The sequence below is a fragment of the Gluconacetobacter aggeris genome (assembly GCF_014174395.1).
Classification (GTDB): Bacteria; Pseudomonadota; Alphaproteobacteria; order Acetobacterales; family Acetobacteraceae; genus Gluconacetobacter; species Gluconacetobacter aggeris.
The window spans coordinates 107,770-132,693 of sequence record NZ_JABEQD010000004.1 but is presented as its reverse complement, the minus strand read 5'-3'; the positions used below and the strand labels follow the sequence as shown (position 1 = coordinate 132,693).

The window sequence follows — 24,924 nt, the reverse complement described above, 5'->3', positions numbered from 1 at the left end:
GGCTATCGTCCTGGAGATGCCTGACCTAGTCTGTCGCGTAACAGCCCCTGCCGCCGGAAACGCCACACCCCGTGCCCGCCTTCCCTGACTTTGCCCTCACCGTGCTGGAACGCCTTCTGTCATGGCGCCCCCGTTCCCTGCGCCCGCCGGGCGCCGGACGGCTGAGCCATCTGCGCTGGCTGTATGCCCCCAAGGCCGACGCGGTCGGCTTTGCGCTGCGCACCACCGCCGCCGCCATCCTGTCGCTGATCCTGGCGATGTGGATGGAACTGGACGATCCCCAATGGGCGCCGATGACCGTGTGGATCGTGGCGCAGGGATCGCGCGGCGAAAGCCTGTCGAAGGCGCGATGGCGCCTGGTTGGCACCGCCATCGGCGCCATATCCGCCGTCGCCCTGGTCGCGGCGTTTCCGCAGGCACCATGGCTGTTCTTTCCCGCCATCGGCATCTGGATCGGCCTGTGCTGCGGCGTGGCGACCCTGGTGCGCAACTTCCGCTCCTACGCGCTGGTGCTGTCGGGCTATACCTGCGCCATCATCGCGCTGGATGCGGTGCGCAGCCCGAACGACGTGTTCATGATCGCCATGTCGCGCTCGACCTACATCGTGCTGGGCATTGCGTGCGAAAGCCTGATCGCCGGCCTGCTGTCCCACAACCTGGCCGACACCGCGCGCCGCAATATCCGCGAGAAACTGCTGACGGCCCTGACCAGCACCTCGCACGCCATCGCCGACCTGCTGGCCGGCAATGAGGAGGCTTTCGTCCGCTCGCGCGCGCTGTTCGGCACCATCCTGACCATCAACGACCAGATCGAGTTCAGCGAGATCGAGATGGGCCCCCACGGGCACGAGGGCGACCATGCCCGCGCCGCCCTGGCCACGGTATCGGTGCTGCTGTCGCGCGGCCTGGGCATGACCGCGCGCCTGCGCGCGCTGGGCACGGCACACCCGGGCTTTACCGAAACCTCGCTGCTGGTGCGCACCTTTCTTCAGGGCCTGCCGCCCCGCCTGAAACAGGACGAGGACCTGCCGGCGGTGCTGGCCGACCTGCGCGCGCTGCGCGGCGTCTGCCGCCAGCAGATCGTCAATGCGCTGACCGAGGAAAGCAACGGCCGGCACCCGCCCGACAGCCCCGAGATCCAGGCACTGCTGGATGGGCGCATCCTGCACAGCGCGCTGGAGGAATTGCTGGCGGAACTCCAGCAGGCACTGGAGGAATTCGATGCCAGTCACCGCGTCATTCGCGGCGACCGCTTCCATTTCCGCCTGAAATCGCATCGCGACCTCGAGGAAGCCGCCCATAACGGCATCCGCGCCGCCGTCGCGATCACGTCCGCCGGCCTGATCTGGGAAGTGACCGCCTGGCCAAGCGGACTGGCCTTCATCATCATGGTCGGCCTGACCTGCGGCCTGTTCGCGACGCGCGAAAACCCGGTCCTGGCCACCATGAACTTCCTGCTCGGCGCGGTATGGGCGGTCGGGGTCTCGTTCGTCCTGGTCGTCCTGATCCTGCCGCGCCCGGCGGATTTCGAAATCCTGGCCGCCTGCCTGGCACTCCCGATGATTGCCGGCGGCCTGGCGACCCGCAACCCCGCCACGGCAGGGGCCGCCGCATCCTATACGCTCTTCCTGTCCAACCTGATCGGGCCATCGAACCAGGGAAGACTAAACGAGATCGCCTATTTCAATTCCTCACTTTCGCTGCTGGCCAGCATCGGCTTCTCGGTCCTGATCTTCCGCATCGTCCTGCCCTTCAGCAGCAAGGCGGAGCGCCTGCGCATGCGCGAGCGCAATCTGCACGACCTGCATCATCTGGCTTCGGCGCTGCCCATACCGCAGACCCGCGACTGGATCGGGCTGAACACCGACCGTTTCGCCCGCCTGATCCGCCATGCCGGCCCTACCCCCACACCCACCATCGAAGCCTATCTGCAAGGCACGCTGTCGGTCATGACGATCGGGCTGAACATCATCCGCGTGCGCACCGTCCTGGCCCGCGACCAGTTGCCGCTCCAGGCGCGCCGCCCCCTGCTTCTGGTCCTGCGGCGGATGGCGCAACTGACCGGCAAGCACGGCCGCACCGCGCGCGCGGCGCGCACCGCCGTCGCCAGCCTGCGCGCCATCGAGGCGCGCGAGCCCAATATCGGCGCCCGCATCGAACTGACCCGCGCCATCGCCTACCTGCTGGTCATTTCGAACGAACTGGATGCCAATGCCGTGTTTCTCGACACCTCCCGGTCCTATCGTCCCCAGCCGCCAGCCTGACATGCGCCGCGCCTTCACCATCGTGGCAAAACAGGCAACACTGGCCGGATCGTGCCAGACCGAGTACCCGATCATGATCCCGTCCCTCCCCCCTGCCCCCGCCCGCCATGCCCTCCGGGGGCGCGCCATCACCTTCGGCGCCAATCCTTTCCTGGACGATCCGGCCCGGGCGCTGGTGCATGAGGCCGATGCCCTGATCCTGATCGAGGATGGACACATCACGCGATTCGGCGCCTTCGACGCGCTGCACGACACGCTGCCACCCGATACACCGGTCACGACCTGGCACGACGGCATCATTTCGGCCGGGTTCGTCGATACCCATGTCCATTATCCGCAACTGCCCATGATCGCGGCCTATGGCGAACAGCTTCTGGAATGGCTGGAGCGCTATACGTTTCCCACCGAGGCCCGCTTCGCCGACGCCGATTACGCAGCCGGCGTGGCGCGGCGTTTCCTGCGGGAACTGCTGCGTGCCGGCACCACCAGCGCGGCGGTGTACTGCACCGTCCATCCCCAGTCGGTCGATGCGTTCTTCACGGAATCGGCCCGGCTGAACACCCGCATGATCGCGGGGAAGGTACTGATGGACCGCAACGCACCCGCCAACCTGCGCGACACGCCCCAAGGCGGCTATGACGCTTCCCTGGCCCTGATCGAGCGCTGGCACCAGCATGGGCGGCAGCTCTATGCCGTCACCCCGCGCTTCGCCGCCACCAGCACCGAAGAGCAGCTCGACCTCGCAGGCAGCCTGCTGCGCCAGCGCGAGGGCCTGTTCATGCAGACGCATCTGTCGGAAAACCTGGCCGAGGTGGAATGGATCAGCCACCTCTTTCCCCGGCGCGCCTCCTATCTGGATGTCTATGCCCATGCCGGGCTGGTGAGGCCGCGCAGCGTGCTGGGCCATGGCGTACATGTCGATGAAGACACATTCCATACCTGCCATGCGGCCGGATGCGCGCTGGCGCATTGCCCGACATCCAACCTGTTCCTGGGCAGCGGCGCCTTCCGCCTCTTCGACGCGCTCGACCCGCGCCGGCCGGTGCGGGTGGGCCTGGGCACCGATGTCGGCGCCGGCACCAGCCTGTCGCAATTGCAGACGCTCAACGAAGCCTACAAGGTCGCGCAATCCACCGGACGGCGCCTGCATCCGGCCCAGGCCTTCTGGCTGGCCACGGCCGGGGGCGCCCATGCACTGTATCTGGACGACCGCATCGGCACCATCGCCCCCGGCATGGAAGCCGATCTGTGCGTGCTCGACCCACATGCCACGCCGCTGATGGCCCAGCGCGCAGAACAGTGCGAAACGATCGAAGACCTGCTGTTCGTATTGATGATGCTGGGAGACGACCGCAGCGTCCGCGCAACCTATGTGGCCGGCCAACTGGTCCACGACCGGGACGCCCCGGAGGCGGCGGGGGCTCGATAGCGCGATGCATATTACTTCATTTACATGAACGAACGATATGTTACGTTAGGGAACCGTTAACACTCAGGATCGTCATGTCGAAACCACTCCATGACATACCCTCATATCGCAAACGATATGGCCCGGTGCGGCAGGTGGTTTCCGACCTCCCCCTAAGGGCCGGAGACATCCCGCCAGCGCTTCGATCTGTCTGGCGTCGCCGAATATGCCCTGATCTTTCGGCATGACTGACGCGACAATGTCCATGGTAAGCAGCCGATAGCTTTCCGCGCCATCCTTATGCCCGCAGCCGCCATGCCGATGAAGGAAATGTGATTTCTCTCCCATCGAAGATTATGAGAGTCAAATTAAGGATAGTCCCTTTCATGTCAGGTCATTCAGAACGCCGCTTATGGAACAGCCTGTCCGCCCGAATTGTTCTGATATGCGGGCTGGCCTTCATCAGCATACAGGCAATGGCGGTGACGATATCGGCATGGATGATGAAGTCCCAAGTCGAGAAGAGCGTTTTTTCCGAAGCGACATCCCGCAGCCAGATCCTGGTCGACCAGATCACACGGCGATTGCTGGACCAGAACGACATCGCACGCGCCAACTCGGTGGCCGCAGAAGCAATCCACAAGGCCGGAACGGCCAGCCGGGCCGAAATCGTCAGCCTGCTCCGCGAAGCCGAGATCCGGTCCCCCAACCTCTATGCCGTCTGGATGGAGGAAATACCCGGAGGGTTCGACGGCCAGAAGGCATTCAATGCCCCGGGGACCAACAGCCACGGCATCCTCAATCCTTATTACGTGCGCAAGCCGGACGGTTCGATCGATTTCAATGCCGTCGACGAACATTACAGCCAGACCTGGTTCACACTGCCGATGGAGCGTGGAACCGGCATCCTGACCGAGCCCTATATCGACGAGGGCAGCGGGGTGGAGATGGTCTCGTTTTCCTATCCGGTCACCTTCGACGGCAAGAAGATCGGCGTTACCGGGATCGATACCCCGCTTGACTGGATCGTCACCCTTCTCGGCAATTCCGACGTCTTCGGCAGCAACAGTATTTCGCTCCTGTCCGAAGACATGGTCTGGATCTCGCATCCCGACAAGAAGCGACTGCTCCAGCCCTACAAGGACGACGGAAAGGCCGAGCTGTCGCAGGCGATTTCCAGCCGCAAGGTGCGGATTATCCGTGGTTTCCATGATGGGGAGCAGGAACGGGTCCTGGTCCCCTTCCAGATCCCGGGCTTCAGCAATGTCTGGACCCTCGTCGTCGACATCCCCCGCGCCGCGCTGGACGCACCGGTGAAGAACAACGTCATCGCCCTGATGATTTCAGGCGTGCTGCTGATGATCCTTTCCGTGCTCGCCGTCTATTTCATCTCGGGAAAATTGATCAAGGCGCCGTTCCGCAACCTGCTCGACACGGTTTCCGACCTCACCCGAGGCAAATACGACAACCAGGTGTCCGGGACGCAACGGGGCGACGAGATCGGCATGGTCGCCCAGGGGCTGGAAGGTTTTCGCAAGACGCTCCAGAAAAGCAGGGAGGCCGAGACCCGCGCGGCAGAAGCCCGTGACCAGCACGAGCAACTCCAGAAGAAGACGAGGCAGGAAGAAGAAACCAAGATCCGGAACATCAACAACGTCATCCGGACCATGGGAGAAGGACTGGACAATCTGGCCAGGGGCGACCTGTCCTGCCAGATCGATAATCCCCTGCCGCCCGAGTTCGAACCCCTGCGGCTGAATTTCAACCAGTCGGTGTCCCAACTCGCCGAGGCCCTGTCCGCAATCGCCGGCGCGGGCCGCAGCATCAGCAAGGGCACCGCGCAACTTGCGACGGAGGCCGAAACCCTGGCCGAGCGGACGGAGCAGCAGGCGGCATCGCTGGAGGAAACTGCCGCCGCGGTCAACGAAATCACCGAAAGCGTCAGCAGCTCCGTCCAGCAGATCAGCGACGCACAGAAGGTCGGCCTGCAGGCGCGCGGGTCTGCCAGCAGCTCTTCCGACATCATGCAGCAGACGCAGACGGCCATGCTGAGGATCGAGGAGAGTTCCAGGCAGATCGTCGCCATCGTCGAGACGATCGACGTCATCGCGTTCCAGACCAATATCCTGGCCCTCAACGCCGCCGTCGAGGCGGCCCGGGCCGGGGACGCGGGCAAGGGTTTCGCCGTCGTCGCCAGCGAAGTGCGGGCACTGTCGCTGCGCTGCGCCCAGGCGGCGAAAGAGATCGGCACCCTGGTCAGGACCACGACGGCAGACATCCGGACCGGTTCGCGGCGCGTCACCGAAACCGGAAAGGCACTCCAGGATATTTCCAGCTTCATTGCTCAAATCAGCGATAATCTGAATCAGATCCTGACGGCGGCGCGGGAACAGTCCGCCACCCTGACCGAAATCAACATCACTGTCGGTAACATGGATCAGGTGACGCAGCGCAATGCCGCCGTTGCCGAACATTCCCGCGCCGCGTCCCGCCGCCTGGCAGGCGAGACGGACAAGCTGACCCAACTCGTCAGTCGTTTTCGGCTGGCCAGCACTGCAAATCTCGCCGAATACAGGGCCAGAAACAGGGCGTAAGAACGACGTGACGGCCAAGGGCGGCAGCGCGTTCACGCAACCGGGGGCCGTCGGATAACCAGCGGAGATTTTTTCAAAAGAGTTTCATTTGCCGGTCGGCCCTGCCTGGGACAGCCTGAAGGCAGGGCCTGAATAGCGAGAATGGCCGGACATTGGAACAACGGAAAGCCTCCGCAGGATGCACCACCGGCGCACATAGCCAGATAAGCCTCCAAAAGCATGCAGTCATGACGACCTATACCGACGATACCGAGATCGACGACCTCGTGGCGAGTTTCCTGAGTGGAAGCCTGCCCAAGGCCGAATGGACGCATGTGGCGCATTTCGCCGTCGCCCTCTGGTTGCTGCGTCATCGGCCCGAATGCGCGGAACCCGGCATCATGCGCAGCCTGATCCGCGCCTATAACACTGCAACCGGAACCGCCAATACGTCCTCCAGCGGCTACCACGAAACGATCACAATCGCCTCGATGCGTACCGCGAAGTCCTTCCTCGAAACCTACCCGCCCAATACGCCGCTTTTGCGCGTCCTGGACGCTCTGATGGCCGGACCTTCCGGCAGAAGCGACTGGCTGCTCACCTACTGGAATCAGGAAACCTTATTCAGCCCCGACGCACGATCACGCTGGGTCGAGCCCGACAAGGCCGCGCTGCCGATCTGATGCCCTCCCCCCGCCGGTGAGGCGGTCATGGACCATGGGAGGCACTGCTCGATCAGGCCGCCAGTTTCGGGCGCTGGAGCGAATCGATCGATCGGCCGACATACAGGCGCGCCCGCTGCCTGACGACACCGACAACGCGCTGACTCATCGGCCGCGTGCCGCACCATCTTGAAGACGATGGCGTTCACGATGGACTCAAACTCCACCCGGCCGAAACGGGACTGACGCGCCGAAAGTTGCCTCATCGCATCCAGTTAGAGCCGACCAGGCAGGTTTCCTGCTCGTGCGACGAAAATACCGCCGGTGCCGGTTCCGCGCCCGGCCGTGTTCACGCTCGGCAGCCAGATGCTTGCGCATATTCGCGCAGACATGGCCAGCCGGACAATGACAGGTCCATGCCTCCAACCATGCGCTGACAAAATCAGGGTGCCAGGTTGTGAGACCGGCGGGGCGTCAGATCGCCTGGCGACTCTTTTTCTTGAGCCGGCGTCCATAAAGTTCCAGGCGGGTCGTCGCGACTTCATAGCCCATCCGGGCCCCGATTCCAGCCAGAAGCGCCTTCAGATCCTCGTCGTCGAACTCCATGACAGTGCCGGTATCAACATCGATCAGATGGAAATGATCGCCGTGGTCGGTCGTCTCGTAACGTGCCCGGCCCCCACCAAAATCCCGCCGTCGCAGGATGCCATTCTCTTCGAACAGCCGGACCGTCCGGTAGACGGTCGCGATGGAGATGCGCGGATCGACCGCCACAGCCCGACGATAAAGTTCCTCGACATCCGGATGATCATCGGATTCGGACAGTACGTGCGCGATGGTGCGCCGTTGTCCGGTCAATTTCATCCCTTTCTCGCGGCACACCGCAGCGATCGGGGAATCCAGTCTATCGTCTGTTTTCATTGCAACGGCAGCATAACCCGATCCCACGAATCGCGTCCAACAGATTGGCGAGGCGCGAGCCTGCAGGCCGGTCGGAAATCGAGATGGATGTGACCGGCTTATATTTGCAAGTAATATTCGTTCTCATATTATGAGACGATACGGCAGTAGATCGGCGACAGGGACCCGTGGTATCGCACGCGGGGCAGCCATGCTGTCCGATGGCCAGGTCGACAGCGAGATGTCGGAATAGTCCGACAACCGGGTATCGGCTCCGAAAGCCGGCCAGCTTACAGCAAAGACGACTTTCCGTTTCCCGGAAGCGGGTCCACCGCTCTTCCACTTCCCGCCAGTTCGATAAACTCGCCAGCGAGCGTCACGATGTCCTCAACGACGTTGGAACCGTGTTTGGCCAGGCGTCCGGCGATACATTCCATCGCCGGCAGCCTCAATCCAATATCCATGATCCGGAGCACGCCCTGCTCGAGTTGGCGACGCACGACCTCGACGGGAAGCAACGCCAGGCCACCCCCTTTACAGATCATGTCAACGATGGTCGGCACCGAATTCATGGCACAGACGCGATGATGCACGATTCCTTCACGGGACAGCAGGCTGCACAAGATCGCATGAGGAACCGTATTGCGGCTGAACGTCATGATCGGCATGGATGGCATGGTCTTCAAATCGACCCGACCACCCTGACCCGAAACCAGATGGCCGGAACAGACCAGAGCCATCTCGAAATCGCAAAGATGTGTCTCTGTCAGCATGGGGGAATTGGTCGCACCGATATAGAAGCCGACATCCAGCATTCCCTTGAGAATCTTGCGCTGGATCTCATCGGATACATTGACATCAAGATCGACTGTAACTTGCTGATATTTATCAGAAATAACACACATCAAGGAAGGAAGCCATGTATGTACGGCGGTTTCCATCGTACCGATCCGGATGATTCCGTGCTCTTCATTATGCCCCTTGATCGTGGCGACGGCGGCTTCCCGGAGGGAGAGTATCCGTTCCGCATAATTGACCAGGGTTACACCGACGGGCGTAAGGGAAACTCTTTTACCGGAACGATAGAAGATTCGGGCATCAAGCATCGCCTCCAGTTGGGAAATCCGAGCCGAGACCGCTGGCTGCGTCATGCGCAAGGCCTCGGCCGCAGCCTTGAAGCTGCCAAGACGGTCCACCCAGATCACCGCTTCGAGGCTCTTGAAATCCATTGGATCGACGCATCCTTTCAGAACCTGTCGAGAACTGTGGCCAGAATGGCAGGAGCCAAGGAATCGGAGGGCCCGCTCCTTGGCCCGGCTACCCCTGTTGCATCAGAAACCCGATCCGGTCATTGATGCTTTAATATGCCCTCCACTGCCTCGGCAAATGCGAGCAACGGCCAGTCTCCGCCCCTGTGCCCCCAGAGCATCAACCCCACCGACAGGCCGGGACCAGGTATCGGCAACGACAGGGCAGGAAGGTCGAGCATGTTTGCGACCCGCGTGTTCCGCAAGAGCAATCCGTTGGCCCGCCGGAATGCATCGGCATCCTGCAATGCATCACGCCGTGGGGCGACAATCGGAACCGTCGGCAACATGATCGCGTCGAGGCCCACCATGCGATCCTGCATTTGCTCGGTCGCGCAGGCGCGCATGCGACACATGTTCAGGTAGCCGGTCGCGCGGACATCATATCCCGCGCGCACCCTCTCCCAGATCATCGGATCAAGCAGTTCACATTCGGCGTCGGTCAACGATCCGAGCCGAGCGGCGAGTTCGATACCCGGGAAAAGCCCGATCGCGTCAATCCTGGCGATACTGTCCAATAACGGCCCCAGATCAATCCCGACCAATTCCGCGCCGGCGTCACGCAGCAGGCGGCAACTTCTTGCGTAAGCGCGCGAAACCGTCTCATCCATTTCGGCCATGAGGCGCGGATCGTCGATCAGCCCGATCTTTCGGCCGGCGACACCCTCAATGCCGTCATGCGACGCCGGAACCAAATTGCTGAGAACAGCGAACGCCTCTCGGCATGTCACGACATCCGACGCGATCGGCCCGATCGTGTCCAAAGTGGTGGAAAGTGGAAATGCCCCTTTTGTCGAAACAAAATCAGAACTAGGGCGGAAGCCGGTCAGCCCGCACAAAGCGGCTGGAATACGCAGCGATCCTCCCGTATCGCTCCCCAGACCTATATCGGCCAGTCCCGTTGCTACCGAGACCGCCGCCCCCGATGAAGACCCGCCGGGAATGCGGGATGAATCAATTGGATTATCGGGAGTGCCGAAATGTGGATTGATCCCGACTCCCGAAAAGGCCAGTTCGGACATTGCCGTCCGGCCGATCACAACACAGCCTGCCGCCCGGAGAAGGCCCACCGCCATGGCATCCGCCTGCGCAGGCTTACCCGCATTTTCAAGAATTCGGGAACCTGCTACCGTTACACTTCCTTTCTCGTCGAACAGATCCTTGACCGAGACGATTCGTCCATCAAGCCTCCCGAGCGGACAGCCTGCAGCGAGCCTCCGATCGGAGGCTCGTGCCGCCTCCAGTGCCGTATCGGCATGGACAACGCGAAAGACATGGCGGGTCTCCCGTGCCCCCCGTTCCAGACGCTCGATGATCTCATGCACGCGCCGCTCACATGAGATCTGTTCGGCCGCCGATGCCGCCGCTTTCATGCGCGCGTTATCCAGTTCATTCATGCCACGGCCGGCAGGCAATTCACGCGATAGGCATGCGTGAGGGTCCGGCCAGAGACAGGATCGGATAACGAGACCGTCAATCCTTCCGAAGGTACGATTCCGCCGATCGCGGGTGTGGTGCCGCAGAACATGAGCGCGCCTGTCGCCAATCGCCGATCCGACGGCGCCGTTGCCGGTCCCTGCTCCATCAACCGCTCCGGTCGAATCAACGAGGAAAGCGCACCTTCCTGATAAAGGATGCGTTCCGTGCCGACATGGCGGTAGGAACGCAGCACAAGATCGTCCCAATGGTCGATCACATCCTCATATCGCCAAAACCGACGCCCGACGATCTTCGGGCAGACTTGTTTGGACAAGGCCACGCTGAAATTCTCGCATGTCCGGTCCGTATGATCCGATCCGACCCCCACAAACAGGCCGTCCTCGGTACGGACGAGAATGGGCTCCGCCTCGCCGGACGTATTTTCCCCCACCACAGTGATCATCTCCTGCTGAGTCACCCGGTCGACGGAGACACGATAGAAAAGCGGTGTCGCCGACGGCGGGGCCACACCAAGCGCCGCCAGTTCGCGTATATGATGCTCCACGTCCTCCCGATCCCGGCCGGCCCATCCGGCGATAATGACCGTCGAAATCGTGCTGTCGATGCTGAGTTGCAGTTCCATTCTTCAGTATTCCTGTTTGCCGGCACGATCTGCCCGCAAGAGAGCCAGTGCCGTAATGGCTGCCGCCACCACGACGTAAAGCGAAAGTGAGAGGGTTGAACCGGTCGTGCGGTAAAGGACCGTCATGATCAACGGAGCGAATGCCCCCCCGCCTGCCAGACTGCCGAACGTGTAAGAAATCGATGAGCCGCTATATCGAATCTCGGCGGGGAAACAGGCGGTGATGAAGGCTCCCTGAACGGCATACATCGAGGCGTGAACGACCAGCCCCGCCGCGACCGTGGCGATGATCGCCGCCTCATGTCCGGTTCGCATCAATGGAAAGAAAACACACGCGAAGGGTATCGCCATGAAAAGACCGCCAAGATAGACCATCCTGACGCCGATACGGTCGGCAAGCAGGGCAAACCCGAGCGTCGCAGGCACGCTGAGGGTCGACCCGACCAGAAGAGCCGTCAGGACAATGACGCGGGATTGCCCGACGACCTGCGTGACATAGGTAAGACTGAACACGACGAGCAGTGCATACAACACATCGGGGCCGATCCGCGATAACGAGGCGATGACCAGCGAGCGCCCGTGGTATCGCAGCAGGTGCCGGATCGGAGAACGCAGCGTTCTCCCCTTCCGTTGCATCGTCTCGAAGGTTTGCGTTTCGCGCACCCCGTGCCGCAACCACAGCCCGACGATCGCCAGGCCTCCACTGAGGACGAACGGGATACGCCAGCCCCAATCAAGGAACTGCGCTCCGTCCGTCAGGGTCGCAACGGAGGCAATCACGGCGGAGGACGCAAGCGTCCCTACCCCCGGCCCCATCTGTGCCCAGGAGGCATTGAGCCCGCGGCGACCGGCGCAGCCATGCTCCACGCCAAGCAGGACCGCGCCGGCCCATTCCCCGCCCAATGCAATGCCCTGTAAAAATCTGAGAAGCACCAAGATGATGGGGCTGAGCGCACCAGCCATCTGGTAAGTCGGAAGAAACGCGACGAGTCCGGTGCTGATCCCCATCAGCAGCAGCGTCAAAGTCAGGACCGCGCGCCGTCCGATCCTGTCGCCCATCTGCCCGAAGAGTATCCCCCCCAGAGGACGGGAAAGATAACCGACGGCATATGTGGAAAATGCCATCAGCGTCCCTGTCATCGGCGAACTGGCCGGGAAGAACAGCCGACCGAAGACAAGCGCTGACATGGTATTGTAAATCATGAAATCATACCATTCCAGCGCAGTTCCAATCATGCTGGCAATGGCGACATGCGTCATGGAATGACGGGCAATATGATCTTCGGAAGACAGGACTGTCATAAAATTCCGCCAGATTGAGACCGTCCGAAACGACGGGCGCGGCCGTGCGCGCCCGCCATCCTGGACCAGAAACGTGGGATCAGAAACGCAGGGACGTCTTCACGTAATACATGCCGCCATTAAATCCATAGGGTGAATTTCCGGCATAAAGGAACGAATTCTGCAACGCGGCTCTGGAGGCCGCATTGGCGCGTGCCGGATAATGGTTGCCGACATTATAGGCGCCCGCAGCCACATGCCATCTCTTGAAGATGTCGTAACCGATTTCGAGGTTGGTGATGTAGGACGGGCCGGCGTAAGTCCATTGCGTCTGTTGCAGGGATGGCGAGGCAACCCAGGTGTAGGCGCCGAACCGCTGCTCTTCCACCCTGATGGAATAAGGACCCTTGTTCCACAGAACGGTCAGGTTCTCGACATTCCTCGGTGAGGAGTGAAGAAGATATTCCTCGTTTGTACGATTGAAGGTACTCAGGCCCATCCCGGACAGGAGAGCCGGCGTCGCATTATAGTGGCTGATCTGCGTATCGCCGATATTGACCGAAAACCTGAATTGAAATGTCCCGGCCCGCGCTGTCCGCCAGGTATAGGATGTCGCGATATCGCCTCCGCTGGTCGTCGTATTGACCGGATTGCTGTAATAAGACGCATAATAGACACCCGGCAGGCCCGCGCCGGCCAGAAGATTTTCGATCTCGTTGCCCCCGAACTGGGATGTATTGAACAGGCGATCGTTGATCGAAATACGATACAGATTGGCCGTCAGCGTCCAGTCCGGCAGAAGCGTAGCATCCACGCCCACGCTGAAGCTGCGCGACTGCTCGCCCTTGAGCCTGCTGGCACCCAGCGATTTCGCCCAGGTTGAATTCACCGGGAGTTGCGCCGTGCGATAGGTCGGATAGGTCGTCTCGGCGAAGAACGCCTCCTCACCCAGCGTCGGGGCTCGGTAGCCTGTGTTGGCATTCGCTCTGACGGCCAGCCTGCTATTGATATCGTAACGCGTTCCAATGGACCCGGTCGGGTGGATGCCGACATCGTCATAACCGGCGACATGCCCCCCGAATGTCCATTCCCACCGCTTCGTCAGATACAGGTCCATATTGACGTAACCGTCGTAGATACCTCGATTGTTGATGCTTCCTGCCATGGCGGGCACACCGAACTTGTCTACCGCGCCGGCAGCCGCGGGCTTTCCGGCGTTGGGGCCATCCAGGATCGGCATGCCGCCATCGATGACCGATCCCAGGTCGCCCGCACCGACCTGGTAAGTATCGAAACGATATTCGAAACCATAGGACAGGCTCAGCGGCTTGGGGAGCGCCGAAGGATGAAAGAATTTGGTCGCTCGCAGACCGGCTGCAAGTTCCGTTGAAATGAACAGGCTGGTCTTAAAGGTCCGGGGACTTTCGACGCCCAGGGTGGGATTATCCGTATTGGCAATGAGGGTCTTCATAGAATCGCGCCCGTAATTGACATAGGCGTCCCATTGCATTCCCAGAAAATTATGGGCCCGAATACCATTATCGACCTGAAAATCATATTCCTCAGCCAGGGCCAGGGGCTGCATTCCGTCAGGATACAATGCCCGCACGACCGTATCGTTCGACGGCGCACGATAGGTCTGGGCTTGGACCATGTCCTTATGGGCGAAAGTAGACGTATTATAGACCTCAAAGCCGGCACCGACGGGATAGGCCGCATTGGTGCTGACTGTCTCGAGCAACGTCCGTGGCGTGCCGGCGATGCGCTGCACGTCCTTGCTCGCCGTCTTGTTGCGGGGATCGCCCGAAAAATAGAGATTGCCCGGATAATCGCCCGAACGATTCGTAGAAAGCTGGTTGGAGATCTGTGCCGCGACGTTAAGTGACTGTTTGAAAAGGCTCCAAACGGGCTGAAACCCTGAGTCGGCACAAGCCGACTTGGGTGGGTTTACCGTTACACGGGTAATTTCCGGTAAGAAGATAATTTCTGCCATTTGGGTAAAGTTAGGGTGGGCTAATTGCGCCCTATTTGTCACAAATGGAGGATGAAATGCTAAAATGGCTGAACAATAAATGGAAATGTAGAATTATATTTCTTGTTGCTCAACAGCTTGGTATAGATATTGATGTAGGTTTATACCCATTCGATATGTTTGATAAATCGGATTAACTCCTTATAAAATTTTTCCGGACCAATAAAAGTAGCTTCAACTACGTCTAAATTCTTTACGATTATTCTATCAATATCTGGATTAATAAACTTTTTCAATTCTGACGAAATGTCAAAAATGCCCTCTTCGGTCTTAATAATATAGCATGATGTTGTATGGTTAAAATTGTCGTACTCTTTTAGTTTTTTTCGGAGATTCTCATAGACATCACTATAGTCAGGACGGCTTATTTTTTTAAGTCTAAATGAAACCATGAAATTATTCGTATGATTTTGTTTTATCAAATTTGCCAACTTCACTACTTTCCCCCTCCTATATCCCTACATAGGCACTAGCCTTCTCAGCATCAACCTGATGAAGGCCAGTCTCACCATGGCACAACTATGCGCCATGAGGCGTTCTCTATCAATGGATAGGCGCCAATAGTCGCCCAACCAAGCGAAGCCACGTTCTACCAGCCATCTCTTCTCGTCGGGAACGAAACCGTTGGCGGTGCTGGTGTGGTTCTGGCCTATGGCTACTACGGCTTTGAACGCTTTGCGAACGAAGCCTTTCAGCATCTCGCCACGATAGCCCTTGTCCCCGATGATCTTCCTCACGCGGGGTTGTTTCACCCGTTTCTGATACTTTTTGAGGACCTTCACGGCGCCTTTGGTGTCATGCACGTTGGCCGGGGTGACGGCCACGTCCACCAGCAGGCCCATACTATCGACCAGAACGTGGCGCTTGCGCCCTTTGACGCGCTTGCCACCATCATAGCCCTTGGTAGGAGCCTCGGCGCATTTGCCGGTTTTCACGCTTTGGCTGTCGATAATCAGCAGAGTAGGGTCGGGTTGCCTACCTGCTTCATCACGCACCATCTCATACAGGGCGTAGTGTATGCGTCGCCACCGGCCACGCTCCTGCAATTCAGAGAAATAGCCGTACACCGTGCGCCACGGCGGGAAGTCCTTGGGCAACCCACGCCATTTGCAGCCGTGCGTCACCACATACATGATGGCGTCAATAACCCGCCTCATGCTGGTTTCGCGGGGCCTGCCGCCCTTTTTGGCGCGTGGGATATGACGCCTGATTAACCGCCACTGGTCATCAGTGAGGTCTGTGTCATACGCCATGGCTACGGGCACAACGCGAATACCATTCCGTAATGGTAATAAATCGGGCAGAAAAATCAATTAAAATTTTTGTAATGTTGTTATATATCAGTCTATTAGCGTGTGCTGTAGCCGCATGGCCGGTCATGTGCTAGGCTGCCCGTGCGCTTGGCAGCGCGATTGAAACAAGGCGGCCCCTATGTCGGGTGGCCTGCCGAATACAACACCCGGACCTATGGTCCAGCGGTGAACGGTGAAAGCTGTTCATCGTCTGGGAAATAGGCAGGGCGTGCGTTCACCTTGTTTCACACGCTGCCAACCGCCCGACGCCAGGAGGTGTCGGTGGCGTAGCTATGCCCTTGGCAGGGCAATGAAACACGGTGACAAAGATGGCTGAGAAGCTTTTCAAAGCGAAGATCGTCCTGAAAAACGGTAGCATTCAAGAGGTCTCTGTGACGGCAAGTAATGTGTTCAATGCAAAAGAACTCATAAAAATGCAGTACGGAAACCCAAGATTTTTCGCTGAACCCAAAGAGGTTCGTTGATAATTAATAGTGTTTTGGTAAAAATGGGGTGACGGAAAAACCGTCACCCCTGCAAATTATTTCTGAAGACTTTTCAAAATGCGAGAAGCCGCCATTTGCATATCCTCGCGTTGTGCTGCCTGTATTATGCTCGGGCTGGGAATGATAATTCTTCCTGTAGCGTAAAAGGTGGCAGCGCACCTTTCGATTTCCGCTTGGGCCAAGTCTCTCGCGGTCATGAGGTTGGGTTCCTGTGATTGAGTTGGGTGGAATCCATCAGGGGAGTCTTCTCCCCTAACGGGGCCGGGTGCTGCTACACCCGGCCCCGTTGCTATTTGGCCCAACAACGGCCTTCGGCTCAATGGTGAACAAACATAGAACATGATAGCTGCACTAACGAAAGATACATTTCGTTACATTATAAATCTGACCAAGTTACCTTGGTATGACTCAAGTTCTTAAGCTGTTTTTAGGCTTTTCAAACAGCCTCTAAAATAACCTCCGTCATGCCCAAGGGCGAGGCCGTAATTGGCATTTCCGTCGAAGGCCTGGCCATCTCCAAGATAATATCCGCTGTTCTGGAGATTGATCGAGCCCCCTTTCGTATCGCGCTTCAGGACGATATTGACCGCGCCGGCCTCGGCATCCTGTCCGTATAGCGCGGTCGCGCCTTCGGTAATGATCTCGACATGGTCGATGGCACTGATCGGGATCAGAGACAGGTCGGCAGGATCTGTTCCATAATTCGGACCGGACTGGAAATAATTGAAATTGGCATCGACATGGCGGCGCTTGCCATTCACCAGCATCAACGTCTGATCAGCTCCCAGATTGCGAAGCTGCATAGTCTTGTTCAGGCCGTTTCCGCCAATTCCACCAAAGGGGGACGACGTGACGGCCGGTGAAATCTGTGCGATCGCGGCAAGGATGTTCGTCTGTCCCGTTTCCCGGAGTTGATCCGCGCCATAACGGAAGACCTGTACGGTACTATGCTCGCGCGTGGACGGAGAAAGCACTGAATTGGCCAGACGCGTTCCCTGGACCGCGATATCTTCATTCGCTCGCGCAATCATCGGAGCGGATGCCTGACGAGCCTTCCGCACTTCGCCAGCGGGCTGAACGGAAGGCAACGCTTTGCCTGCTGCGACATTGGCCTTTGCCTTGCCACCGGTTCCATGCGAAGCTGCCGCGAAGGACTGGGCCTGCATACCCAGGAGCGCGACCGCAGCGCAGCATGAGCGCAGGACAACATTTCGACTTAGAAATGTTGAACAAAACAGATTTCCCTGCGGCATCTCTCGCCTCCCTCCGATTGAATCAATTCGGGCGCCACCGCCCCGCCATCACGTCATTTCGATCAAACATCTAAATAATTGTGAGATAAAAATAAAATCTTATCTCTTTATATCTTATGATAAATTTTACTTATGAGACTTCAGCATGAAATGCGTTTGGCGCACCATCTTCGATCCGGGCCGGAAAGGACGGCCTTCTTGAACGTGTTTTTCAGGGCTTATATTTGCATGATTCGTGCCGGAAACAGGGCTGGCCCGCCGGAGCGTCCGGACGCGGTTGCAGCGGCAAGTCGCACGCGTCCGCCTTCGCGCTTCTAAAACAGGTTTGAAAACCTCGAATTTAAAGCGAAACAACGGGACATCAATTCGGCGCGGATTATGCCGCCTCGTTCGGGTCCGAGGGAGCAGTCTCCCATCCCGGCCCGATCACGGCGGCACTCCGCCGCCCCATGCCGTCCACGCGCAGGACAATGACGTTCTGCTCTTCCAGATAGGTCAGCTGGCGGCGGGCACGACCCAGCGAATGCGTGCCGTAGACGCGCGCGACCGCTGCGTCCGACGGGCAGGGTTCGCCTTCCATCGCGGCGCGCGCGATCAGCAGGAAGATGCTCCGCACATCCTCCGGCAGCGGGACGGCCATACGTTCCGCCTGCATCCAGCGGTCGGATTCGGCGGTCTCGGCATCCACACCGGCCCGCGCGGTCGCCAGAAGCCGGCGGAAACGCGGCATGTCCAACGCCTCGCGCCCCATGCCCTCGATCCGGCAGCGGACCAGGAAATCCTGGTACAGCACGGGCGGCGGCCGGAAGCCCGCATCCTCGTCACGCAGGATTTCGGTCAGGATCGCCAGAAAGCGGCGGCGCTGCTCGGCCTTGTCGGCCGGCGTTTCCACTACCGGCGCCTCCGTCTCTGCCTCCACCGCCGCCGAGGCCGCGTGGGCCGCAAGCTGCGCCAGGATATCGGGCGGCGGCGGGGCGGCCGGCCGGACCGGCCTCGGCAGGCTCTCGCGCTCCGGCAGTTTGGCCAGGATCAGGTCGCGAATATCCTCGGGCGGCGCGGCCGGCGCCATGGGCAGCAGCGACGGGCCGGCGGACCGGCTCTCGGTCTCCACCTCGCCGATGCGCACCGGCACCGGCCGGCGATACAGCGCCGGCCCCAGCGCCACGAAATATCCTCGTTCCAGGTCGCGGAAACTCTCGGCCTGCCGGCGTTCCATGCCCAGCAGATCGGCGGCGCGCATCATGTCGATATCGAGGAAGGTACGCCCCATCAGGAAATTCGACGCTTCGGCGGCCACGTTCTTGGCCAGCTTGGCCAGGCGCTGGGTGGCGATCACGCCCGCAAGTCCGCGCTTGCGCCCGCGGCACATCAGGTTGGTCATGGCGCCCAGCGAGGCACGCCGTGCCTCGTCCGTCACCTCGCCCGCGGCGGCTGGCGCGAAAAGCTGCGCCTCGTCCACCACCACCAGCACCGGATACCAATATTCGCGCCCGACCTCGAACATCCCGCCCAGGAAGGCCGCCGCGCGGCGCATCTGCACCTCGGCATCCGCGCCTTCCAGGTTCAGCACCACCGAGGCCCGATGCACGCGCATCCGTTCGCCGGCCGCCTGCAACTCGGCCTCGGTATGGGTGGCGCCGTCGATCACCAGATGGCCGAACCGTTCCGCTAGGCTGACGAAATCGCCCTCCGGGTCGATGATCGCCTGCTGCACCAGCGTCGCCGACTGCTCCAGCAGGCGCCGCAGCAGGTGGGACTTGCCCGAACCCGAATTGCCCTGCACCAGCAGCCGCGTGGACAGCAATTCTGCCAGGTCCATGACCGCCGGGCCGCCACCCCGCATATCCCCAATCGTGATCGAAACCGTCATGGACAGGACGGATACCGTTCCTTGCCCCCCTCCTGCAACCAGTCCAGCACGCCACGCGCCGCAGCCCGACCGGTCGCGAAGCAGGCCTGCAACAGATAACCGCCGGTCGGCGCTTCCCAATCCAGCATCTCGCCCGCCACGAACACGCCGGGCAGCGCGCGCAGCATGAAGCGCGCATCCACCGCATCGGCCCGCACGCCGCCAGCCACGGAGATCGCCCGGTCCAGCGAATCGGGAGCCGTCAGCGTCACGGGCACTGCCTTGATCAGGCGCGCCAGCGACGCCGCGTCACGCGGCGGCGCATCCGGCCCCTCGCGCAGCAAGGCCACCGCGACCGGTGGCAGGCGCAACGCCTTGCGCAGCGTGTTCGACAGGCTCTCCCGCCCCCGCACCCGCGCCAGCCGCTCGGCCAGCGCCGCCTCGGCCATGTCGGGGCGCAGATCCACCAGCAGCCGCGCCTGCCCGTCCGCGACGATCCGGTCGCGCAGCAGGGCCGACAGGGCATAGACCGCCCCGCCTTCCAGCCCCTGCGCCGTTACCACCGCCTCGCCCCGCACGGTCGGGCCGCCGCCCTGGGGCGTCAGCGCGATGCCGCGTAGCGGCGTGCCGGCGAAACGATCACGCAGCGTGTCGCTCCAATTGGTACGGAAGCCGCAATTGGCCGGGCGGAACGGTGCCAGATCCACCCCCTCCCCGGCCAGCCTGCCGGCCCACGTGCCATCGGCACCCAGCCGGGCCCAGCTTGCCCCGCCCAGGGCCAGCACCACCGCGTCGGCGACCAGCACGCGCTCACCCTGCGGCGAGACCACACGCACCCGTCCCGGCCCGTCCCAGCCGGTCCAGTCATGGCGTGTCAGGATCGTCACCCCCTGTTTCGCCAGCCGCGCCCCCCATGCCCGCAGCAACGGCGAGGCCTTCATCGCCTGTGGGAACACCCGCCCGCTGCTGCCGACGAAACAGGGCTGGCCCAGCGCCGCCGCCCACGCCCGCAGATCATCGGGGGAAAATGCCCGCACGGCGTCTTCCAGCCACGGGCGCGCGGCACCATAGCGGGTCAGGAACAGGTCCAGCGGTTCGGAATGGGTCAGGTTCAGCCCGCCCCGGCCGGCCATCAGCATCTTGCGGCCGATGGTCGGCATGCGCTCCAGCACCGTCACGGCACATCCGCCGGCGGCCAATGCCTCGGCGGCGGCCAGACCGGCCGGTCCGGCGCCGATCACCACGATATGGGCCATGCTGCTCCTGCTCCCTCGCGCGCTCCCGGCCAACCGGCGCGCGAGGGCAGCCGGACTCAACGGGGTACCAACGGCCCTTCGGTCCGCGCACCGCGATGCCAGACCTGCTCGATCCTGTCGACCGCATTGATGTCCGCCGCCGGATCGCCCGAGACCACCATCAGGTCGGCCCAGCGGCCCGGCAGCAGAATCCCCCGGTCGTCCAGATGCATCAGGGCCGCCGCATTGCCGGTCGCCACCGCCAGCGCCTCCATGGGCGTCAGGCCGGCCGAGACCATCAGCTTCAGTTCGCGATGTTCGGCAAAGCCGGGGATGCGGGTGGCGGACGCCCCGGAATCGGTGCCGAAGCCGATATGGATGCCCGCCCGGTAGAGCGTGACCAGATTGCGCGCGTTCAGGGCCAGCGCCTTCTTCGCCGCCGCCGTCAAGGGGGCGGCCAGGATCTTCGCCCGCCAGGCCGGGTCGGCGAACTGCGCCCGCAGATCGGGATTCAGCCCCGCCGAGAGGAAAGGATCGTCCAGCCATTCCGGATGTTCGGCGAAGATATAGTTCGCCTCGTCCAGGTCCAGGGTGGCAATGTACCAGGTCCCCTTCTGTTCCATCAGCATGACGAAATCGGTATCGACCGGCTGGTCCCGCACGCCGTGGGCGATGATGTCGGCCCCGGCCGTCACCAGCGCCTTGGCGTCAGCGAGATCGTGGATGTGTGCCGCGACGCGGAGCCCGCGGGCATGGGCCCGTTCGATCACCGCGCGATAGATCACCGGGTCGATCTTGGGATAGCCCTTGGCCCCCGGAACGCCATTGCGGAAATCGTCCACCCAGATCTTCACCAGATCCGTGCCCTCGTCGGCCATGCGATCGACGGCGGCCTGCGCTTCGGCCACGCTGGTGGGGCGATAGACCTGGTCCGGTCCCAGATGGAACATGCCCTGCGGCGGCACGCCGTCGGGCGCGCCAATTCCCTGATCGACCCCGAACAGGTCGGCACCCGGATTGCGCCCCGCATGCTGTTCCTGCCGCAACTGGTCGAACAGCGGCGATTTGTTCAGGCCCAGCGACACCACGGTCAGCACGCCATAGCGCTCGTACTGCTTCAACTGCGCCAGGATATTGTCACGCGTATAGTTGGCGCTGTCGTTCTTCGTGCCCTTCACCAGCCCGGTATGGCTATGATCGGAAATCAGGCCCGGCAGGATCGTCCGTCCGGTCAGGTCGACCAGTTTCGCACCCGGCGCTGCCACCGTGCCCGCGGCCCCCACAGACACGATCCGCCCGTCGCGGATCAGCAGCGCGCCATCGGCCAATGGTGCCCGGCCGGTACCGTCGATGATCGTCGCATGTTCCAGCAGCACGGGCTGCGCCGCCAGCGCCCCCGATGCGGCGCCGGCCAGCCATGTCCCCAGCGACAGGGCTGCCCAGAATGGAGCCGTCCGGAACCGGACGCACTTCCCGCCAATCCGTGATGCGATCTTCATGTCGGCCGCCCTTTCCTGCCCCTATTCCACTGTCCCGCACAGTGTTCAGTGCGATAGCCGGGATGTCCAGATCGACCGTCTATCATTACACTTGGCCAGGGCGACCGGCACCACCTCATTTTTCCATGCGCCGCGAGATCAACGCGCGAGATATCGTCAACGAGGACTTTGCCCTTGAGCCGCCAAAGGGCAATCGCCCCTTGGAAACCCATTCGCGATCAGATCATTGGGGTGCGCGCTGGGGGCGATCCAGCGCGCGGTTCCCGCATTCATCAGAATCGTGCGCGCAACGTTCCGAAGAACTGGCGCGGCGCACCAGCGAACATGGACTGCCGGTCACCCGAAATCGGATTGGCGCCGATCGAGCTGATATATTCCTGATTGAACAGGTTGTAGATACCAAGGGAGAAATTCAGATCCGCCACATGCGGGACATGCTTGAAATCATACGACGCCGTCAGGTTCGCGTTCCAGTAAGGGTCGACCGACGTATCGTTCATGTAGGACAGATACCGTCGTCCCATGTAATACACGTTGAAGTTCAGCGTCGCGTTCCCGTAGGTATAGGCTACGTTCGACTTGTACATGACGGACGGGTAATTGACTTCAAGCTTGCCCTTCAGATCGTAATAGACCCCCGCATTATAGATTCCCTGACCATAAGTCGAATGATTGTAGCTGATGCTGTTGAAGATTTCCAAATGCGGCAGGGGCCGGACGGTGACTCCGGCATCGATACCCCACATCGCCATCGACCCGACATTCAGGAAGGTCTGGTTGGCGTTGACCAGTGTACCGCTGGTAATCGGCGCCAGGCGGTTCGAATAATCCGAATGATACAGGTTCAGCACGCCATCGACATATTTCGAGTTGTAGCGATAGCCGATCAGGTAATTCCAGGTACTCTCGGGCTTAAGCGTTTTGCGCAGCTGCGAGAAAATGGTCTGGTTGTCGACACCCCAGGCGACCGGTGAATTCCACCCGCCATAGGAATAGGCGCGCATGTCGCGCGACACGTCGAAGAACAGCTCATGATGCCGTAGGAACGTCCAGTTCAGGCTGACATGCGGCAGGAAGGCGCCCGCCGTCGTCAGGCTGCCGCTGGGCAACGCGCTCTGCCCGGTATAGGTCTCGTTGTTCTCGAACGCGCCGCCCGCCGTCGTGACCAGCAGCGACTTGAATCCGGCATGCAGGCGCAGGCTGGGCAGGATGTGCCAGGCATCCTGCAGATAGTACTGGAAGGTATTGGTATTCATCTGCACACCATAGCGCGTGGCAAACGAATCCTCGTAAGGGCCGGTGCCCTTGCGCGGCGCGCCCTCGCCCAGAAGGGGCTGGCTATACAACCGCTGCGAATATGTGAAATCGTTGTTTTCGTACCAGACACCGGATTCCAGGTCATGATGGCCCAGCCGGTATTGCAGCGCCAACGTGCCGCCGACGCGGCGGAACCACTGGTGGTCGGCCTGCTGGATCATCGGCGCGCCGTTGGGTGACGACACGTACGGATTGGTGAATTCATAGTCCCCGCCGGATACCTGCGCGTATAACACGCTCTTCAGCCGCAACCGTGATGTCAGGTCGTAATTCCCGTTCAGCCCGGTCAGATAATTCCGCTGATCCTGCGCGGCATCGTAATACGCAATGTCCGTGGGGCTGGACACCTGATCCCATCCGGCGGGAAAGATGCCCTGCGCAGCCAGATAGGCGCCCTTGTAGTCCGGATAGAAATAATCCGTCCTCGATCCCAGCTTCCGTTTGATCTCCAGGCTGATATTTCCATAATTATACTGGTTGAATTCCGAATAATCGAAAAATCCCGTCAACTGCCCACGCTCGCCCAGGGGCTGAACGAACTTGAAATTCGCCTGCTGTTCGTACTGGTCACCATGGCCCTTCCATTTCTGCGCGTCGGTACGCGCATAGGACGCCATGAATTTCGTGCCGGTTTGGTTCAACACGCCACTGTGGAACCGCCCGAACGTGCGATAGGTGCTGTTGCTGCCGAAGGTCTGCGCGACATCGGCGCCCAACGTGTCGCGCGGGTCCTGCGTGTAATATTGCAGCGCACCGCCCAGGTTCGCGGTCGACGCGACGTCCAGCGCGCCACCGCCCTGGGACATGTCGATCCGCGCGATGTTGTCGGGCGTGACGGCCTCGTTGATATCCAGACCATTCGTGTTGATGAATCCCTGGTCGCCTAGAGGAATTCCATCCAGCGTGACGCCCAACTGGCTCTGGTTATAGCCACGAATGTAGAGCGAATTGGCATAGGTATCGAGGCCCAGCGCATCTGCCGTGGCGAAACTGACGCCCGGCGTCGTCGCCCCCAGGACCTGAAGCGGACTGGTCCCCGCCACGAAGCGGTTGAGCATCTTGCGCGTGACGGTTTGCTCCATGCCGTGGGACGTCTCGTGCGACCCTACGACTGACAATGCCTCGGCCGAGCGGGGTTCCGCGGTTTGCGCGCTGCGCACGGCCGGCTTTACGGCCGCATGCCGCGCCGGGGCCCGCGTGCCGTGGGCCGGCGTGGGCGTCAGTGGGGCGGCCTGCGCATGAGCATCCAGGAGCGCCACAGGTGCCAGCGCCATTGCCCCCAGGGCCGTCGCCAGCATCAGCCGGCGACGGCGGTCGACGGGGCGCGCAACCCCTTCCGCCCGCACGGGAATCGTCGCCTTCAAACCGGAGCCATCAGTTTTTTGCATATCAGACCCTCAAAATAGGAGGGCAAAACATATCCAGTCCGTTATGATCGGTGCATTCGTTTTTACATCAAAATGAAGGCGGATGGCGTTGTTGCG

17 protein-coding genes are annotated in these 24,924 nt (G+C 61.0%); 5 read left to right on the top strand and 12 right to left on the bottom strand.

Annotated elements, in window-relative coordinates; all coding sequences use genetic code 11:
* Window positions 1-71 precede the first annotated feature (71 nt).
* The 4 genes from HLH36_RS07910 (at window position 72) to HLH36_RS07895 (ending at window position 6,928) form a co-directional block, all read left to right on the top strand.
* Window positions 72-2,264 carry an FUSC family protein gene (locus tag HLH36_RS07910; protein WP_182985861.1) on the top strand — a complete coding sequence of 731 codons (2,193 nt, stop codon included), beginning with the start codon at window positions 72-74 and terminating at the stop codon, window positions 2,262-2,264.
* 73 nt (window positions 2,265-2,337) lie between these two features.
* On the top strand, window positions 2,338-3,693 hold the full coding sequence (gene guaD / locus HLH36_RS07905; RefSeq protein WP_182986028.1) for a guanine deaminase: 1,356 nt from the start codon (window positions 2,338-2,340) through the stop codon (window positions 3,691-3,693).
* Window positions 3,694-4,172: 479 nt separating this feature from the next.
* Window positions 4,173-6,266 carry a methyl-accepting chemotaxis protein gene (locus HLH36_RS07900; protein WP_182985860.1) on the top strand — a complete coding sequence of 698 codons (2,094 nt, stop codon included), beginning with the start codon at window positions 4,173-4,175 and terminating at the stop codon, window positions 6,264-6,266.
* A 227-nt stretch (window positions 6,267-6,493) separates the two neighbouring features.
* The gene (locus HLH36_RS07895) at window positions 6,494-6,928 is read left to right on the top strand and encodes a hypothetical protein (RefSeq protein WP_182985859.1); all 435 of its coding nucleotides are present in this window, start codon (window positions 6,494-6,496) and stop codon (window positions 6,926-6,928) included.
* 453 nt (window positions 6,929-7,381) lie between these two features.
* Here HLH36_RS07895 and HLH36_RS07890 read toward each other — a convergent pair whose 3' ends face one another.
* From HLH36_RS07890 to HLH36_RS07860, 7 genes are all read right to left on the bottom strand, one after another.
* Window positions 7,382-7,828: a Fur family transcriptional regulator gene (locus HLH36_RS07890; protein ID WP_182986027.1), complete on the bottom strand. Its 447-nt coding sequence runs from the start codon at window positions 7,826-7,828 to the stop codon at window positions 7,382-7,384.
* Between the two features lie 269 nt (window positions 7,829-8,097).
* On the bottom strand, window positions 8,098-9,036 hold the full coding sequence (locus HLH36_RS07885) for a LysR family transcriptional regulator (RefSeq protein ID WP_182985858.1): 939 nt from the start codon (window positions 9,034-9,036) through the stop codon (window positions 8,098-8,100).
* Between the two features lie 119 nt (window positions 9,037-9,155).
* Complete coding sequence (locus HLH36_RS07880; protein ID WP_182985857.1) at window positions 9,156-10,511, bottom strand: amidase family protein; 1,356 nt, start codon at window positions 10,509-10,511, stop codon at window positions 9,156-9,158.
* Window positions 10,508-11,176 (bottom strand): DUF2848 domain-containing protein, encoded by a 669-nt coding sequence (locus HLH36_RS07875; protein ID WP_182985856.1) that lies wholly within the window; start codon window positions 11,174-11,176, stop codon window positions 10,508-10,510. Before HLH36_RS07875 ends, HLH36_RS07880 begins: the two co-directional genes overlap by 4 nt.
* 3 nt (window positions 11,177-11,179) lie before the next feature.
* Window positions 11,180-12,478, bottom strand: coding sequence for an MFS transporter (locus tag HLH36_RS07870; RefSeq protein WP_182985855.1), 1,299 nt, complete (start codon window positions 12,476-12,478; stop codon window positions 11,180-11,182).
* Between the two features lie 79 nt (window positions 12,479-12,557).
* Window positions 12,558-14,492: a TonB-dependent receptor plug domain-containing protein gene (locus HLH36_RS07865; RefSeq protein ID WP_338030416.1), complete on the bottom strand. Its 1,935-nt coding sequence runs from the start codon at window positions 14,490-14,492 to the stop codon at window positions 12,558-12,560.
* 455 nt (window positions 14,493-14,947) lie between these two features.
* Window positions 14,948-15,742: an IS5 family transposase gene (locus HLH36_RS07860; RefSeq protein WP_182985854.1), complete on the bottom strand. Its 795-nt coding sequence runs from the start codon at window positions 15,740-15,742 to the stop codon at window positions 14,948-14,950.
* A gap of 368 nt (window positions 15,743-16,110) precedes the next feature.
* Between HLH36_RS07860 and HLH36_RS07855 the strand changes: the two genes are divergently transcribed.
* Window positions 16,111-16,266, top strand: coding sequence for a hypothetical protein (locus HLH36_RS07855; protein ID WP_182985853.1), 156 nt, complete (start codon window positions 16,111-16,113; stop codon window positions 16,264-16,266).
* Between the two features lie 437 nt (window positions 16,267-16,703).
* Here HLH36_RS07855 and HLH36_RS07850 read toward each other — a convergent pair whose 3' ends face one another.
* From HLH36_RS07850 to HLH36_RS07830, 5 genes are all read right to left on the bottom strand, one after another.
* Window positions 16,704-17,540, bottom strand: a complete 837-nt coding sequence (locus HLH36_RS07850) for a TonB-dependent receptor plug domain-containing protein (protein WP_408871860.1) — start codon at window positions 17,538-17,540, stop codon at window positions 16,704-16,706.
* A 376-nt stretch (window positions 17,541-17,916) separates the two neighbouring features.
* Window positions 17,917-19,410, bottom strand: a complete 1,494-nt coding sequence (locus HLH36_RS07845; protein WP_182985852.1) for an ATP-binding protein — start codon at window positions 19,408-19,410, stop codon at window positions 17,917-17,919.
* Window positions 19,407-20,645, bottom strand: coding sequence for a TIGR03862 family flavoprotein (locus HLH36_RS07840; RefSeq protein ID WP_182985851.1), 1,239 nt, complete (start codon window positions 20,643-20,645; stop codon window positions 19,407-19,409). Before HLH36_RS07840 ends, HLH36_RS07845 begins: the two co-directional genes overlap by 4 nt.
* Window positions 20,646-20,701: 56 nt before the next feature.
* The gene (locus tag HLH36_RS07835; RefSeq protein WP_182985850.1) at window positions 20,702-22,123 is read right to left on the bottom strand and encodes an amidohydrolase family protein; all 1,422 of its coding nucleotides are present in this window, start codon (window positions 22,121-22,123) and stop codon (window positions 20,702-20,704) included.
* 272 nt (window positions 22,124-22,395) lie between these two features.
* Entirely contained in the window at window positions 22,396-24,828 is a 2,433-nt protein-coding gene (locus HLH36_RS07830; RefSeq protein WP_246376568.1) for a TonB-dependent receptor, read from the bottom strand.
* Window positions 24,829-24,924 lie beyond the last annotated feature (96 nt).

Excerpts from the sequence above, each read along its gene's own strand:
- guaD (WP_182986028.1), top strand. The coding sequence starts at position 2,338 with ATGATCCCGTCCCTCCCCCCTGCCCCCGCCCGCCATGCCCTCCGGGGG.
- HLH36_RS07900 (WP_182985860.1), top strand. The coding sequence starts at position 4,173 with ATGATGAAGTCCCAAGTCGAGAAGAGCGTTTTTTCCGAAGCGACATCC.
- HLH36_RS07895 (WP_182985859.1), top strand. The coding sequence starts at position 6,494 with ATGACGACCTATACCGACGATACCGAGATCGACGACCTCGTGGCGAGT.
- HLH36_RS07890 (WP_182986027.1), bottom strand. The coding sequence starts at position 7,828 with ATGAAAACAGACGATAGACTGGATTCCCCGATCGCTGCGGTGTGCCGC.
- HLH36_RS07885 (WP_182985858.1), bottom strand. The coding sequence starts at position 9,036 with ATGGATTTCAAGAGCCTCGAAGCGGTGATCTGGGTGGACCGTCTTGGC.
- HLH36_RS07880 (WP_182985857.1), bottom strand. The coding sequence starts at position 10,511 with ATGAATGAACTGGATAACGCGCGCATGAAAGCGGCGGCATCGGCGGCC.
- HLH36_RS07875 (WP_182985856.1), bottom strand. The coding sequence starts at position 11,176 with ATGGAACTGCAACTCAGCATCGACAGCACGATTTCGACGGTCATTATC.
- HLH36_RS07870 (WP_182985855.1), bottom strand. The coding sequence starts at position 12,478 with ATGACAGTCCTGTCTTCCGAAGATCATATTGCCCGTCATTCCATGACG.
- HLH36_RS07860 (WP_182985854.1), bottom strand. The coding sequence starts at position 15,742 with ATGGCGTATGACACAGACCTCACTGATGACCAGTGGCGGTTAATCAGG.
- HLH36_RS07855 (WP_182985853.1), top strand. The coding sequence starts at position 16,111 with ATGGCTGAGAAGCTTTTCAAAGCGAAGATCGTCCTGAAAAACGGTAGC.
- HLH36_RS07850 (WP_408871860.1), bottom strand. The coding sequence starts at position 17,540 with ATGCCGCAGGGAAATCTGTTTTGTTCAACATTTCTAAGTCGAAATGTT.
- HLH36_RS07845 (WP_182985852.1), bottom strand. The coding sequence starts at position 19,410 with ATGACGGTTTCGATCACGATTGGGGATATGCGGGGTGGCGGCCCGGCG.
- HLH36_RS07840 (WP_182985851.1), bottom strand. The coding sequence starts at position 20,645 with ATGGCCCATATCGTGGTGATCGGCGCCGGACCGGCCGGTCTGGCCGCC.
- HLH36_RS07835 (WP_182985850.1), bottom strand. The coding sequence starts at position 22,123 with ATGAAGATCGCATCACGGATTGGCGGGAAGTGCGTCCGGTTCCGGACG.
- HLH36_RS07830 (WP_246376568.1), bottom strand. The coding sequence starts at position 24,828 with ATGCAAAAAACTGATGGCTCCGGTTTGAAGGCGACGATTCCCGTGCGG.